Source organism: Cupriavidus sp. 09_S30, from assembly GCF_056930435.1.
The window spans coordinates 3,657,918-3,672,167 of sequence record NZ_JBXOWI010000001.1; the positions used below are offsets into that span (position 1 = coordinate 3,657,918).

Below are 14,250 nucleotides of genomic sequence, written 5' to 3' on the forward strand. Positions count from 1 at the left end.
ATGGTTAAATCGGGTCATGACCCAACCCACCCAGACACGGGCGGCCGGCGCGCCGGCCCCGGCCACACTGGAAGCTGCCCGCGAACGGCTGCGCCGGCTGGGCGCGCGCGTGACGCAGCCGCGGCTGGCCATCCTGGCCTGCCTGATCGGCAGCGACGAGGCGCTGACCCACCAGGCGGTGCTCGACCTGATTCCCGCCAGCGGCGAGGCGATCGACAGAGTCACCGTCTATCGCGTGCTCGACTGGCTGGTCGAGCAGGGCCTGGCGCAGAAGCGGGCCGGCAACGACCGCGTGTTCCGCTTCAGCCTGCTCGAGCATGAGGCGGCGCGCGCCCAGGTGCATCGGCAGCACAGCCACTTCCACTGCACCCGCTGCGACCGCACCTTCTGCCTCGACGATGGCGGCGCACCGGCACACCTGGACGCCCCCCGGGTGCCGAGCGGCTTTGCGATCGAACATATCGAGCTGACCGTCAATGGCGTGTGCGCCGAATGCGGCGCACAGCCGGCGCTCCCGCAGCAGCCCGCCTCGAGATGAGCCGAGGTGGCGCCGGCTGGCGCAAGCGCCATAGCGCATTCCCCTTCCACGGAGAACAACAATGTCCAAACTGATCCCGGTCACCATCCTGACGGGCTTCCTCGGCAGCGGCAAGACGACGCTGCTCAAGCGCATCCTCGGCGAGAACCACGGCATGAAGATCGCCGTGATCGAAAATGAGTTCGGCGAGGAGAACATCGACAACGAGATCCTGGTGCAGGACGGCCGCGAGCAGATCGTGCAGATGAGCAATGGCTGCATCTGCTGCACCATCCGCGGCGACCTGGTGGCCGCGCTGTCGCAGCTGATCAGCCGCCGCGACGCCGGGGAGATCGACTTCGACCGCGTGGTGATCGAAACCACCGGCGTGGCCAATCCGGGCCCGGTCGCGCAGACCTTCTTCATGGACGAGGAAATCGCCCAGCGCTATCTGCTCGATGCCGTGGTCACGCTGGTCGACGCCAAGCACGCCAACCTGCAGCTCGACAAGCAGGAAGAAGCGCAGCGCCAGGTCGGTTTCGCCGACGCCATCTTCATCACCAAGGCGGACCTGGTGGACGAGGAAGCGGTAGCGGACCTGCGCCACCGCCTGCTGCACATGAACCCGCGCGCGCCGATCCGCAGCGCACATTTCGGCGAAGCCCCGCTCGACACCATTTTCGACCTGCGCGGCTTCAACCTGAACGCCAAGCTGGAGATCGACCCCGAATTCCTGCGCGCCGGCGAGGAACACGACCACGCGCACGACCATGAGCACGGCGAGCATTGCGGCGCCGACTGCGGGCACGACCACCACGACCATCACGATCACGGCCATCACGGCCATCACGGTCACGCGCACAACCACCACCATCACCACCACCACGCCGACCACATCGCCTCTTTCGTCTTCCGCAGCGACCAGCCGTTCCACTACGGCAAGCTGGAAGAATTCCTCTCGGGCATCCTCTCCGTCTATGGCGAGAAACTGCTGCGCTACAAGGGCGTGCTGTATATGCAGAATGTCGACCGCAAGGTGGTGTTCCAGGGCGTGCACCAGCTGATGGGAAGCGACGTGGGGGCAAAATGGGGCGACGAGACGCCCGGCACCAAGATGGTATTCATCGGCGTCGACCTGCCCAAGGATGCCATCCTGAAAGGCCTGGCCAACTGCCTGGCCTGAGGCCCGACCCGGCAGGCGCCAGCCGCAATGCCCTACTTTCGGGTGGGTTTTCGGCTGCGCCGCAGAAAAGCCCGCCAAAATCGACCGGTTTTTCCCCGTATCTCGGAAAAATTTGTTCAAGTACAATAGATCGGATTTAGTGCGGGCGGCGTAGTTATATTTTCGCCACCCGAGTTTGGCAGGGCGGCGGCCGTCGTCAGCATGAGGCAGTCCGCCTGGCGCGGTCGCAGTGCTTCGTGCGGAGGCCGCCTATTCCGCCTGGGGCACCCGGCAAGCGCCGTCTCAGACCGACGCTAGAGAGAGGTGTCCCCATGGCAGCCGCAACGAAAACGAAGGAAAGCCGCAGCAGGACAACTAGTGCCGCGGCCGAGACGCTAGAGGCGCCGCCCGTCAAGGCGGCATCGAGCCCCCGCGGCAGCACGGCGCGCGCCGCCGCAAGCGGGGCCAAGGGAGGCACGCGAAGCAGCAAGACTGCAGCCAGCCAGAGTGAACCGTCCATGCCGCGCAAGCAGCCGGACACTGCACCCGAGCGGAGCCCTGCCCCGCCGGTCGCATCAACAAGAGAATCAGCAGCAACCATGAGCAGCAATAAACTTCTGACTGAAGCTGAAATCCTGAAGATGGGCGACAAGGATTACATGAATGAGGCGCAGCTTGCCTTCTTCAAGAATCGCCTCGAGCAGCTGCGTGACGATATCCTCAAGAACGCCGACCAGACCACGGAGCACTTGCGCGAAACGGTCATCGTGCCGGACCCGGCTGACCGTGCCACCATCGAGGAAGAACATGCCCTCGAGCTGCGCACCCGTGACCGCGAGCGCAAGCTGCTGAAGAAGGTCGAGCAGGCGCTCACCCGCATCGAGTCCGGCGAATACGGCTGGTGCGAGGAAACCGGCGAGCCGATCGGCGTGCCGCGCCTGCTGGCCCGCCCGACCGCCACGCTGTCGCTGGAAGCCCAGCAGCGCCGCGAACTGCGCCAGAAGCTGTTCGGCGACTGAGTCCCGGCGGGCTGCGCGCCCCCGCCAGACAACGGCCCGGCTTGCCGGGCCGTTTTGTTTTTTTTGCTGCAGCGCGACACCGACCGGGCAGACAAGCTGACTTTGTGGTGTCATCGACACCGCCTAAGATGAAGGATTGGGGCCCGGCTGTGCGCCGGGCCTGCTTTCTGCTACAGTCGCAACTTTGTTGCAATAACTGGCGCCGCGAGGCGCCCCGCTTGTCATGGCCGATCGCCTGCCTGTCACCGTGCTGTCCGGATTCCTCGGCGCCGGCAAGACCACCCTGCTCAACCACGTGCTTGCAAACCGCGAGGGCAAGCGGGTGGCAGTGATCGTCAACGATCTGGCCGACGTCAATATCGATGCCCGCCTGCTGGGCGACGGGCGGGTGGCCCACGCCGGCGAACGGCTGATCGAGCTGTCCAACGGCTGCATCTGCTGCACGCTGCGCGAAGACCTGCTGACCGAAATCGGCAAGCTGGCGCGCGAAGGCCGCTTCGACTACCTGCTGGTGGAATCCACCGGCGTGGCCGAGCCGCTGCCCATCGCCGAGACCTTCACCTTCGAGGACGAGCACGGCACCGCGCTGGATGCGGTGGCCCGCCTCGACACCATGGTCACCGTGGTGGACGCGGCCCACTTCCTGCGCGACTTCAGCGAAGCCGACTACCTGCGCGACCGTGGCCAGGCGCGCGACGAGGACGACGACCGCACCGTGGTCGACCTGCTGATCGAGCAGGTTGAATTCTGCGACGTGATCGTGCTCAACAAGATTGACCTGGTCAGCGAGGCCGATCGCGAGCGGCTGGCCGGCATCCTGCACACGCTCAATCCGCGCGCCGACATCGTGCCCGCCTCCTTCGGCGAGGTGCCGCTGGCGCGCCTGCTCGATACCGGCCGCTTCGACTTCGAGGCCGCGGCCGCGGCGCCCGGCTGGCTGGCCGAGTTGCGCGGCGAACACGTACCCGAGACCGCGGCCTATGGCATCGGCAGCTTCGTCTACCGGCGCCGCCGCCCCTTCCACCCGCAGCGCTTCGGCGCGCTGATCCACAGCGACTGGCTGCGCGAGCACGGCAACGTGCTGCGTTCCAAGGGCTTCTTCTGGCTGGCTGGCCGCATGGACGTGGCGGGCAGCTGGAGCCAGGCCGGCGGCGTGTGCCGCCACGGCGGCGCCGGCGCCTGGTGGGCCGCCCTGGATCCGGCCGAATGGCCGGCCGAGGACGAGGCGCGCGCCGCCGTCGAGGCCGACATGCTGGACGAGGACGGCCAGCCCGCCCGCTTCGGCGACCGCCGCCAGGAACTGGTGTTCATCGGCCAGGACATGGACCGCGCCGCGCTCGAGGCCCTGCTGGACGCCTGCCTGCTGGACGATGCCGAGATGGCCGCCGGCCCGGCGGCATGGGCGGCGTGGGAAGACCCCTTCCCGGCCTGGGACGACGCCTTCGACGATGACGACGACTGTGGCCACGACCCGGGTGACTGCGACTGCGGGCATGCGCACTGATCGATCGGCACCGCGGCGGCTGAGCCTGGCGCAAGCGCTGTGGCTGGCCCTGTGCCTGCTGCTCGCGCAGCACGCAGGCCTGAACCACCGCGTCCTGCACGGCGGCCTGCAGAACCGGCCGCTGCTGGCGGCCGAGGTCGATCCGCTGGCGGATCCGCTGGCCGAGGCCACGCTCGAGGAAGGTCCGCGCGACCCGCTCTCCCTCAAGGGCGGCGGCCATTCCTGCGTGCTGTTCGACGCGTCGGCGCTGGCCGACAGCCATTGCAGCCTGGCGCAGCCTGTCGCGCTGGCGCACGTCCATGCCTTGGCGCCCGCCGGCGCCGTTCCCACGTGGCCTGACCTGGCCGCGCCCACCCCCTTCCATCCGCGCGCCCCACCGGCTGCGCTCGCTCTCGCCTGACCCCCGGGGCCCGCGCGGCCCCACCCTGACCTGACCGCCCGCGGACACTTCGCCCGCAGGCGCGCGCACGCGCGCGGCCTGCGGCACATGCACGCGCGCCCGGTCGCGTCGGGGCATGCCAGACAAACCAAAAGCCACAGGCCACACAGGCCACACAAGCTATTGCGAGCATTGCGAGCCATGCCAACCCTGCATTCCAACAAGAAGACCAAGACGACCCCGCGACGCCCGTCGCTGACCGCCCTCTCCACGCTGACCGCGCTGATCGCCACCGGCGGTGCCTACGCACAGACCGCGCCCGCCAGGGTGGCCGAGACGGCCGAGGCCGCGGAGAGCGCCGATCGCGCCACCCTGAAAACCGTCGTGGTCACCGCCAACCCGCTCGGCAGCGAGCTCAACGAGATGGTCGCGCCGGCCAGCGCGCTGCAGGGCGATGCCCTGACGCTGCGCCAGAGCAGCACCCTGGGCCAGACCCTGGACGGCCTGCCCGGCGTGGCCTCGACCAACTTCGGCCCGAACGCCAGCCGCCCGGTGATCCGCGGCCTGGACGCGGACCGCATCCGGATCCTGCAGAACGGCGGCAGCACCATCGACGCGTCCTCGCTTTCCTATGACCACGCCGTGCCCATCGACCCCCTGGTCGCCGAGCGTATCGAAGTGGTGCGCGGACCCGCGGCGCTGATGTACGGCGGCAACGCGATCGGCGGCGTGGTCAATGTGATCGACAACCGCATTCCCAAGGCGCCGATCGAAGGCGTCAGTGGCGCGCTGGATGCCAGCGCCACCGCCGGCGGCGACGTCGCGCGCGGCGCCAGCGGCCTGATCGAGGCCGGCAATGGCAGCTTCGCCATCCACGCCGATGCCTTCGCCCGCAAGACCAGCGACCTGCACATCCCAGGCTTCGCGCGCAGCGCCGCGCTGCGTGCCAGCCAGCCGCTGCCGGAAGGCGAAAGCGAAGCCAACGGCCGCCTGCCCAACACCAGCGCCCAGCAGGATGGCGGCTCGCTGGGCGGCTCCTATACCTGGGCGAACGGCTTCGTCGGCGCCAACTACAGCGCCTACCGCAATGAGTACGGCACCCCGGCCGAGACCGATGTGCGCCTGAAGATGCGGCAGGACCGCTTCGCGCTGGCCGGCGAGGCACGCGAGCTGGCCGGCGCCACCGGCGGATGGATCGAATCCGTCAAGGCCAATTTCAGCCATACCGACTACGAACACAAGGAAATCGCCAGCGGCGAGACCGGCACCATCTTCCGCAACCGCGGCTGGGACGCACGCGTGGAAGCGCAGCACGCCAGCATCGGCCAGATGCGCGGCATGGTCGGCGCGCAGTTCAGCCAGAGCCGCTTCTCTGCGCTGGGCGAGGAAGCCTTCGTGCCGAGCACCGACACCGACAACGCGGCGCTGTTCGTCTTCGAGGAACTGCCCCTGACCTCCGGCGGCGACCTGAAGCTGGACCTGGGCGGGCGGCTGGACCACAGCCGCGTCAAGTCCAGCGCCAACGGCAATGAACGCTTCTCCGACGCCAGCCGCAGCTTCAATGCCATCAGCACCTCCGCCGGCCTGCTCTACAAGCTGGCGCCAGCGTGGTCGCTCTCCAGCAGCCTCGCCTATACCGAGCGCGCGCCCACCTTCTACGAGCTCTATGCCAACGGCCCGCACGTGGCCACCGGTACCTTTGAAGTCGGCGACCCGAATGCCGCCAAGGAGCGCGCCACCTCGCTGGACCTGGGCGTGCGCTTCAAGAACGGCCCGCACAGCGCCGGCGTGTCCGGCTACTACAACCGCTTCGCCAACTATCTGGCGCTGCAGGCCACCGGCAACACGCGCGATGCGGAAGGCGATTTCGTCGCGCCCGGCACGCCCGGCGGGCTGCCGGAATTCCGCTATGGCGGCGTACCCGCAACGCTGTATGGCTTCGAGGCCGAGGGGCGTACCCGGCTGGCGCAACGCCTGGCCACCGCGGGCGATACGCTGGACCTGGAAGGCCGCGTCGACTATGTGCGCGGCAAGAACCGCGATACCGGCGAGCCGCTGCCGCGCCTGGCGCCGCTGCGCCTGGCCGGCGCGCTGATCTACGGCGCGGGACCTTGGGGCGCGCGCGTGGACGTCACCTACGCGGCACGCCAGACCCGTGTGCCGACCAACGACACGCCGACCGATGCCTATACGCTGCTCGGCATCGCGCTGACCTACAAGTTCAAGGCGGCGGGCACCCAGACCGTGCTCTACCTGCGCGGCGACAACCTGACCAACCAGGACGCGCGCAACGCCACCTCGATCTTGCGCGACATCGCGCCGCTGGCGGGCCGCAGTGTCAAGGTCGGGCTGCGCACGACGTTCTGAAGCTGAGGCAGCGTGCCGGCGCCGCGGGGGCGCCGGCACGCTGTCAACGGACGGTACCGCGCGTGCCGCGCGGGCAAGCGGCCGTCACCTGTCACCCGCAAGGCTGGCCGGGCCGAATGACTCCGGCACCAGCGAATACACCGCAGCGGCACACGGCAGCCCGTGCATGATCAGCCGGTTGCGCGCAATGCATTCGAACTGGGCGCCGAGCTTCTCCGCCACGCCCCGGCTGGGAAGGTTGTGCTCGGCCGCCACGATCTCCAGCCGCGTCAGCCGCAAGCGATGGAAGGCGTAGCAGGCCATCATCGCCGCCGCGTGCGAGGCCAGGCCCTGCCGCTGCCGGCTGGCGCGGATCCAATAGCCGAGATTGCCCATGTTGTAGGCACTGTGGATGTCACTGACGGCAACGCCGCCATACAGTTCGCGGCCGTCCGGCGAATACACGCCCAGGTCGTAGCTGGTGCCGGCCGCAAGATTCTCGGCGCAGATGGCGAACCAGGTCTGCGCGTCGAGGGCGTCATAGCCTTCGTGCGCCCATGGCATCCAGACACCGACCGTGGCCGTCGACTCGCGCACCGCGGCCACGAACTGCTGCACATCGGCATGCCGGAACGGCCGCAACATGAACCCCTGTCCATGCAGCGTCTGCATCATGCGATTTCGAGCCTCCTGCTCATGCGATGCGGCCGCTCAGCTTCACTCGGCCGCGCTCAGCCGCGATCGACCACCAGGCCGTCTTCCAGCGCCAGCGCACCGATGCCCGCCAGCGATCGGACCACTTCGTCGAGGATAGCACCGAGCGACTGCTCCGGCATGAAGCGCGCGCAGATGCGCTGCATCAGTGGTGCCGCCTCCATCCAGGCATGCAGCGCGTCGAGCGGCATGCTGCCCTGCTCCAGCAGCTTGAACTTGACCAGCACCTTGAACGCGTGCGCGGCGTTGCGCCGCGGATCGGCGCCCAGGTAGGCAAGACGGCCGTTCGCACGAGCGAGCGCGCCGTCCACATCGGTGAACATGCTGCCGTGACCGGGAATCACCAGCCGCGGCGCCAGCGCGGCGATGCACTCCAGCACCGCTGCCTGCTCGGCGAAGCCGCTTTCGCCGTCCAGCTCGGGGAAGATCACGCCGAAGCCGTTCTCCCACAGCGCATCGCCGGATATCAAGATGCGCTCGCCTGGCGCGAACAGCATCACCGCATGCGGATCGTGTCCGGGCGCCGCGACCACGCGCCAGGCGATGCCGCCCAGCACCAGTTCGTCACCGTCGTGCAGCAGCGCGTCGAAGGCGAAGGGATCGCACTGCTGGCCGGTGTCGCAGTAGCTGAGCGCTTCGCGATCCCAGCGGCGCACCGCCTCGGCTTCGGCCGCGGGAATTGCGGTGTGCGGCTGCCAGCGCGCCTGCAGCAAAGCATTGCCGCCGCAGTGGTCCGAGTGCAGGTGGGTGTTGATCAGCCGCCGCAGCGGCCGGCCGCCCAGGCCGGCCTCGACCAGCGCCAGCGTCTGCGTGGCATGCGTGACATAGCCGGAATCGACCAGGGCAGTGTCGTCGCCGTCGACGAACAGGATGTTGTTGGCCGACAGCCAGCCGCGCTCGAACACGCGCATGGTGGCAGGCAAGGCGATCGGCGGGGCGAGAGGCGTGGCGGGAGAGTTCATGCTTCTATTGTGGCGGCATCGTGCTGGTGCCGGCAAGCTGCCGCGCCCGCTCGGGCAGCTGGGTCCAGACTCTCCGCTTGGCGGCATCGTCGGCCGTCGACCAGGCTGCGATCTCTTCGATCGTGCGCAGGCAGCCTTCGCACCAGCCGCTGGTGGCGTCCATGCGGCAGATGTTGCGGCAGGGTGAAGGCACGGGTGAGGTGCTCTGCGCGGCGGCGGCCTGGCGTGACAGGTCGGCGAGCTGCGCGGGGGTCAGGGGCACGGGTTCTCCTTCGAGGGGGCATCGGGAATTGGGTTCAGGCATGGCGAGAGCAAGAGGCAAGTTGGTCGTTCCCTTTCTGTGCATTCCCGTTCTGCGCAGGTTTTCTCCCCTCTCCCGCTTGCGGGAGAGGGGCCGGGGGAGAGGGCAGGCGCTGGCAGCCACGATTTGCTGCCTCTTGCCGATCTCGCATGACGTGGCGCGTCGCGTTCTTGTCCTGCGCGGCGTCAGCCTTTGCACCCAACAACCATACGACATCCCCCTTCGGGGGCTGCCGGTCACTTTTCTTTGCGTTCTGCAAAGAAAACTAATGAAAAGAAAGCAGACCCTGCCGGGGGCAGAGCAATAAGGTTCTCCGGCGTTGTTGCCAGCCGTCGTGGGCGTGTCGCCGCTGCTGGTCGCTGCCGCGTCCGGTGCGGACGTGGTCGACATCGCCAATGCCAAGAGCATCGACTGCTACGCCCCTGATCGCTGACTGCCGTGGTGGTTCCAACATCCTGCCGTTACCGAGGCTGGCCACCACTTCCTACTCATCGTGGCTGGTTTCGTGGTGGGCGTGCTGGCACCGGCTTTTGGCACCTTCGCCAAGGCTGGCTTGCTCGTGAAACGACCGGCTTGTCCCTTCCGTCTTCTTGTTTCGTGGTCAATCCGCCGCGCTCACGGCCGCGCCTCCTGGGCGACGTCAGCCACCTCGGCGCCAGTCATCGCCTGCAGTTGCAGCGGCGTCAGGTTGAACACCGCATGCGGATGCCCCGCCGCCGCCCACAGGCTGTCGTACTGGAACAGGTCGCGGTCGATCAGCATCACCGGCGCCACCGCATGCCCGATCGGGCAGACGCCGCCGATGGCGTAACCCGTCTTCTCGCGCACGAAGCGTGCATCGGCCTTGCCGAGCGCGCCGACGCGGGCCGCCACCTTGGCTTCGTCCACGCGGTTGCTGCCGCTGGCGATCACCAGCACCGGCACGTCGTCGGCGACGCGCCGGAAGATGATGGACTTGGCGATCTCCGCCACGCTGCAGCCCAGGCCGGCCGCGGCCTCGGCCGAGGTCTTGCCGGTGGCCGGCAGCATCACGACGGGCTTGTCATGGCCCAGCCCGGCCAGCAGGCCGGCCACGCGCTGCGCTGCCTCGGGCAGCGCAGCCTCAGACACAAGTGGCGGGCGCATCGGCGCCCCACTTGGTCAGCAGCGCCCGGCCCACGCGCGAGCTGTTGGCCCGGCCGATCGCGCGCGAGATGAAGTCGCCTGCGCGCACCACCTGCTCCAGGTCGATGCCGGTATGGATGCCCATGCCCTGCAGCATATACAGCACGTCCTCGGTGGCCACGTTGCCGGTAGCGCCCTTGGCATAGGGGCAGCCGCCCAGGCCCGCGACTGAGGCGTGGAAGATGGCGATGCCCACTTCGAGGCTGGCCAGGATGTTGGACAGCGCCTGGCCGTACGTGTCATGGAAGTGGCCGGACAGCCGGTCGATGGGGAACTCGGCGGCGGCGGCGCGCATCACTTCCTGCACGCGGCCGGGCGTGCCCACGCCGATGGTGTCGGCGATGTCGATCTCATCGCAGCCCAGCTCGCGCATGCGGCGCACCACGTCGACCACCGCGGAAACAGGCACGTCGCCCTGGTAGGGGCAGCCCAGCGCGCACGAGACGCTGGCGCGCAGCCGCAGGCCCTGCTCCTTGGCCGCCGCCGCCACCGGGGCGAAGCGCGCGATCGACTCGGCGATCGAGCAGTTGATGTTCTTCTGCGAGAAGGCCTCGCTGGCGGCGCCGAAGATCACCACTTCGTCCGCACCGGCGGCCACCGCGGCCTCGAAGCCCTTCATGTTCGGCGTCAGCGCAGAATACAGCGTGCCGGGACGGCGCTGGATGCGCGCCATCACGTCGGCGCTGTCCGCCATCTGCGGCACCCACTTGGGCGAGACGAAGGAGGCCGACTCGATATTGACGAAGCCGGCGTCGCTAAGCCGGTCGACCAGCGCCACCTTGACCTCGGTGGGCACGATTTCCTTCTCGTTCTGCAGGCCGTCGCGCGGGCCCACTTCGACGATCTTCACATAGCTAGGCAAGTTCATTTTCCGTCTCCTCTGTTCACTTGATTCACGCGCGTCGCGCCCTTCGTCCGGTTCGTCCGGATCGCCAGGTTCGTGCGACTCGCACGGTTCATTCGATTCGATCTCGGGCCGTTCATCCCGGGCCGCTCAATAGCCGCGCTGCAGGTCCACCACGCCGGCGATGGGCTGGCCCGCGCCCAGCGCGCGGATCTTGGCGGCGATCTGCGCGATGCTGTCTTCGCGCAGCGTCAGCGCCGAGATATGCGGCGTGATAGTGATGCGGGATTCGGTCCAGAAAGCATGATCGGGGGGCAGCGGCTCGGTGCGGAACACGTCGAGCGTGGCCCCGGCAAGCTGCTCCTGCTGCACGGCAGCCAGCAGGTCTTCCTCGACCACGTGCTGTCCGCGCGCCACGTTGATGAAGTAGGCGCCCTTGGCCAGCCGCGACAGCAGGGCGGCATCCACGATGTTTTCTGTCTCGGGCGTCAGCGGCAGCACATTGACCAGCACGCGCAGGCCATCGAGGAAGGCAGCGCGGCCGGCCTCGCCATGAAAGCCCTGCACGCCTTCGACCTCCTTGGGGCTGCGGCTCCAGCCCCGCACCGGGAAGCCGAAGCCGGCCAGCGCGCGCGCGATATGCGCGCCCAGGGTGCCGATGCCCATCACGCCCACGGTGAAGTCGGCACGCCGGTGCGGCTTGAGGAACTTCCACGCGCCGGCGCGCTGCTGGGCGGCGTAGTCTTCGAGACGGCGGAAGTAGCGCAGCACCGCATGGGTCACGTACTCCGCCATCTGCGCGGCCATGCCGGCATCGTCCAACCGCACGATGGGCACGCCGGCAGGCAGCGCCGCGGGGTCTTCGTCACGCAGGCGCAGGATGCCGTCGACCCCGGCGCCGAGGTTGAACACGGCCTTCAGGTCGGTGCGCCCGCGCAGCATCTCCAGCGGCGGGCGCCACACCACGGCGTAGTCCACCTGTTCGCCCCGGCTGCCTTCCCAAGTCAGGCATCGCGCTTCCGGCAAGGCCTGGGCAAAGCCCTCGATCCACGGTTCATAGCGGCCGTCGGGCACGTACAACTGCAACTTCATCTGGCGCTCTCCACGTCTTGTGCGGGCGGCTGCTGCGGCCCCCTTTGTCTTCTGTCCGGCACGGCGCGAGGCTGAGCCGCCTTGCGGCCCGCGCCGGGGCGGGCCGGCGTGCCGTTGCGCCTCCTATTGTCGCAGAGGCTGGCCTGCTGCGCCGCAGCGCGCTTCAGTCCGTGCCGGCGAAGGTCAGCAGTTGCGCGCCCTCGTCCACCTGGTCGCCGACGGCATACAGCAGCTCGCCCACCGTGCCGTCCACCGGCGCGCTGATGGTGTGCTCCATCTTCATCGCCTCCATCACCAGCAGGGGCGTGCCGCGTGTCACGCTGGCGCCGGCCTCGACCAGCACGGCGATCACCTTGCCCGGCATCGGCGCGGTCAGCTTGCCGCCCTCGCCTTCGCCCTCGCCGGCGTGGGCCAAGGGGTCGAGCAGGGTCAGCACGTCGTGGCGGCCGGCATGGAAGATGTGGAATACGTCGCCTTCCGTATGGACCTGGCCGTGCACGTGGCGCGTGCCCAGGTCCACCGTGATGTCGCTCGCCGCGCAACTGGCCGAGAACGGCGCGGCCTGGTCGGCGAAGAACAGGGTGGCGCCGAGGGCTTGCTCGGCCAGCGTGACATCCAGTGTGGCGCCGCCCGCGGTCAGCAGGCGCAGGCTGCGCTGTGCCTGCCCGTTGAGGCGCCAGGCGCCGGCGCTCACCCAGGGCGAGTGCGCGTCGGCCTCATCGACGCGGCGCTCGGCCGCTTCGCGCGCGCGCAGCGCCGCCACCGCCAGCGCGATGCCCTCCATGCCCACCGGTGCGGGCGGCGGGAACAGCGTCTCGGCATTGCGCTCGATCAGCCCCGTGTCCAGCTCCGCCTGCGTGAAGGCCTGGCAGGCCACCAGCCGCTGCAGGAAGGCCACATTGGTCGACAGGCCCACCACCTGGTAGCTCGCCAGTGCCTGGCGCATGCGCGACAGCGCCTCTTCGCGGTCGCGTCCCCATACGATCAGCTTGGCGATCATCGGGTCGTAGTAGGGGCTGATGGTGTCGCCCTCGCGCACGCCGGCGTCGATGCGCACGCCGGAGGGACCGTGCGCGTCACCGCCGCGCATGAACTGCACCGCGGCCGGCGTGCGCAGGTAGCGCAGCGTGCCGGTCGAGGGCAGGAACTGCTTGTCCGGGTTCTCGGCGTAGATGCGCGCCTCCAGCGCATGGCCGTCGATGCGCAGTTGCTCCTGCATCAGCGGCAACGGCTCGCCCGCGGCCACGCGCAGCTGCCACTCGACCAGGTCCTGGCCGGTGATCATCTCGGTCACCGGGTGCTCGACCTGCAGCCGGGTGTTCATCTCCATGAAGTAGAAGGAGCCATCCTGGTTGGCGATGAACTCCACCGTGCCCGCGCCCACGTAGCCCACCGCGCGCGCTGCGGCCACCGCGGCCTCGCCCATGGCGGCCCGGCGTTCCTCGCTCATGCCCGGTGCCGGCGCCTCTTCCAGCACCTTCTGGTGGCGCCGCTGCACCGAGCAGTCGCGCTCGAACAGGTAGACGCAGTTGCCGTGGGTGTCGGCGAAAACCTGGATCTCGATATGGCGCGGGCGCGTCAGGTATTTCTCGACCAGCACGCGCTCGTCGCCGAAGCTGGCCAGCGCCTCGCGCTTGACCGAGGCCAGCGCGGCCTCGAAGGCCTCGGGCGCCTCGACCACGCGCATGCCCTTGCCGCCGCCGCCCGCGCTGGCCTTGAGCAGCACCGGGTAGCCGATACGGTCGGCCTCGCGGCGCAGCAGCGCCGGGTCCTGGTCCTCGCCGTGGTAGCCGGGCACCAGCGGCACCGCGGCGGTCTCCATCAGCTGCTTGGCCGCGCTCTTGCTGCCCATGGCGCGGATGGCCGAGGCCGGCGGGCCGATAAAGACCAGGCCGGCGGCCGCGCAGGCCTCGGCGAAGCCCTCGTTCTCGGAGAGGAAGCCGTAGCCGGGGTGGATGGCCTGGGCGCCGGTCTCGCGCGCCACCTCGATGAGGTGCTCGGCGCGCAGGTAGCTGTCGCGCGCGGCGGCCCCGCCGATGTGCACGGCCTCGTCGCAGAAGGCCACGTGGCGCGCATCGGCGTCGGCGTCCGAGTACACCGCCACGGTGCGGATGCCCAGCCGGCGGCAGGTGGCTGCCACGCGGCAGGCGATTTCTCCTCGGTTGGCGATCAGGATCTTGTGGAACATATCTCCTCCGTCCTCCGGTCTCCCGGCGCCACCGCCATGCTGCGGGGACGCCGGCCCT

General features: G+C 69.0%; 13 protein-coding genes. 6 read left to right on the plus strand and 7 right to left on the minus strand.

Features of this window, described 5'->3' with window-relative positions:
- The first annotated feature begins 16 nt into the window (after positions 1-16).
- The 6 genes from AC1Z3O_RS17110 to AC1Z3O_RS17135 all read left to right on the plus strand — a co-directional run bounded on the left by AC1Z3O_RS17110 (position 17) and on the right by AC1Z3O_RS17135 (position 6,948).
- On the plus strand, positions 17-538 hold the full coding sequence (locus tag AC1Z3O_RS17110; RefSeq protein ID WP_483516894.1) for a Fur family transcriptional regulator: 522 nt from the start codon (positions 17-19) through the stop codon (positions 536-538).
- A gap of 61 nt (positions 539-599) precedes the next feature.
- Entirely contained in the window at positions 600-1,700 is a 1,101-nt protein-coding gene (locus AC1Z3O_RS17115; protein ID WP_483516895.1) for a CobW family GTP-binding protein, read from the plus strand.
- Between the two features lie 311 nt (positions 1,701-2,011).
- On the plus strand, positions 2,012-2,698 hold the full coding sequence (gene dksA / locus AC1Z3O_RS17120; RefSeq protein WP_483516896.1) for an RNA polymerase-binding protein DksA: 687 nt from the start codon (positions 2,012-2,014) through the stop codon (positions 2,696-2,698).
- 223 nt (positions 2,699-2,921) lie between these two features.
- Positions 2,922-4,202, plus strand: a complete 1,281-nt coding sequence (zigA, locus tag AC1Z3O_RS17125; protein ID WP_483516897.1) for a zinc metallochaperone GTPase ZigA — start codon at positions 2,922-2,924, stop codon at positions 4,200-4,202.
- Positions 4,192-4,602 carry a hypothetical protein gene (locus AC1Z3O_RS17130; protein WP_483516898.1) on the plus strand — a complete coding sequence of 137 codons (411 nt, stop codon included), beginning with the start codon at positions 4,192-4,194 and terminating at the stop codon, positions 4,600-4,602. Before zigA ends, AC1Z3O_RS17130 begins: the two co-directional genes overlap by 11 nt.
- Positions 4,603-4,782: 180 nt before the next feature.
- Entirely contained in the window at positions 4,783-6,948 is a 2,166-nt protein-coding gene (locus tag AC1Z3O_RS17135) for a TonB-dependent receptor (RefSeq protein WP_483516899.1), read from the plus strand.
- 84 nt (positions 6,949-7,032) lie between these two features.
- Here the strand turns inward: AC1Z3O_RS17135 and AC1Z3O_RS17140 are convergent, their stop codons facing one another.
- The 7 genes from AC1Z3O_RS17140 to AC1Z3O_RS17170 all read right to left on the minus strand — a co-directional run bounded on the left by AC1Z3O_RS17140 (position 7,033) and on the right by AC1Z3O_RS17170 (position 14,192).
- Entirely contained in the window at positions 7,033-7,602 is a 570-nt protein-coding gene (locus tag AC1Z3O_RS17140; protein ID WP_483516901.1) for a GNAT family N-acetyltransferase, read from the minus strand.
- 56 nt (positions 7,603-7,658) lie between these two features.
- Positions 7,659-8,603, minus strand: a complete 945-nt coding sequence (locus AC1Z3O_RS17145; RefSeq protein ID WP_483516902.1) for an MBL fold metallo-hydrolase — start codon at positions 8,601-8,603, stop codon at positions 7,659-7,661.
- Between the two features lie 4 nt (positions 8,604-8,607).
- Complete coding sequence (locus AC1Z3O_RS17150; protein WP_483517641.1) at positions 8,608-8,859, minus strand: DUF1289 domain-containing protein; 252 nt, start codon at positions 8,857-8,859, stop codon at positions 8,608-8,610.
- Positions 8,860-9,519: 660 nt separating this feature from the next.
- The gene (locus tag AC1Z3O_RS17155) at positions 9,520-10,029 is read right to left on the minus strand and encodes a YbaK/EbsC family protein (protein WP_483516903.1); all 510 of its coding nucleotides are present in this window, start codon (positions 10,027-10,029) and stop codon (positions 9,520-9,522) included.
- A complete protein-coding gene (locus tag AC1Z3O_RS17160) occupies positions 10,007-10,936 on the minus strand; it encodes a hydroxymethylglutaryl-CoA lyase (RefSeq protein WP_483516904.1) in 930 nt (309 codons plus the stop codon). The genes AC1Z3O_RS17155 and AC1Z3O_RS17160 overlap by 23 nt, the downstream gene beginning before the upstream one ends.
- 126 nt (positions 10,937-11,062) lie before the next feature.
- A complete protein-coding gene (locus AC1Z3O_RS17165) occupies positions 11,063-12,004 on the minus strand; it encodes a 2-hydroxyacid dehydrogenase (RefSeq protein WP_483516905.1) in 942 nt (313 codons plus the stop codon).
- Between the two features lie 163 nt (positions 12,005-12,167).
- Positions 12,168-14,192 (minus strand): acetyl/propionyl/methylcrotonyl-CoA carboxylase subunit alpha, encoded by a 2,025-nt coding sequence (locus tag AC1Z3O_RS17170; RefSeq protein ID WP_483516906.1) that lies wholly within the window; start codon positions 14,190-14,192, stop codon positions 12,168-12,170.
- Positions 14,193-14,250: the final 58 nt, after the last annotated feature.

Bases quoted from the DNA above. Each gene is read 5' to 3' on its own strand.
- AC1Z3O_RS17110 (WP_483516894.1), top strand. From the start codon at position 17: ATGACCCAACCCACCCAGACACGGGCGGCCGGCGCGCCGGCCCCGGCC.
- AC1Z3O_RS17115 (WP_483516895.1), top strand. From the start codon at position 600: ATGTCCAAACTGATCCCGGTCACCATCCTGACGGGCTTCCTCGGCAGC.
- dksA (WP_483516896.1), top strand. From the start codon at position 2,012: ATGGCAGCCGCAACGAAAACGAAGGAAAGCCGCAGCAGGACAACTAGT.
- zigA (WP_483516897.1), top strand. From the start codon at position 2,922: ATGGCCGATCGCCTGCCTGTCACCGTGCTGTCCGGATTCCTCGGCGCC.
- AC1Z3O_RS17130 (WP_483516898.1), top strand. From the start codon at position 4,192: ATGCGCACTGATCGATCGGCACCGCGGCGGCTGAGCCTGGCGCAAGCG.
- AC1Z3O_RS17135 (WP_483516899.1), top strand. From the start codon at position 4,783: ATGCCAACCCTGCATTCCAACAAGAAGACCAAGACGACCCCGCGACGC.
- AC1Z3O_RS17140 (WP_483516901.1), bottom strand. From the start codon at position 7,602: ATGATGCAGACGCTGCATGGACAGGGGTTCATGTTGCGGCCGTTCCGG.
- AC1Z3O_RS17145 (WP_483516902.1), bottom strand. From the start codon at position 8,603: ATGAACTCTCCCGCCACGCCTCTCGCCCCGCCGATCGCCTTGCCTGCC.
- AC1Z3O_RS17155 (WP_483516903.1), bottom strand. From the start codon at position 10,029: ATGCGCCCGCCACTTGTGTCTGAGGCTGCGCTGCCCGAGGCAGCGCAG.
- AC1Z3O_RS17160 (WP_483516904.1), bottom strand. From the start codon at position 10,936: ATGAACTTGCCTAGCTATGTGAAGATCGTCGAAGTGGGCCCGCGCGAC.
- AC1Z3O_RS17165 (WP_483516905.1), bottom strand. From the start codon at position 12,004: ATGAAGTTGCAGTTGTACGTGCCCGACGGCCGCTATGAACCGTGGATC.
- AC1Z3O_RS17170 (WP_483516906.1), bottom strand. From the start codon at position 14,192: ATGTTCCACAAGATCCTGATCGCCAACCGAGGAGAAATCGCCTGCCGC.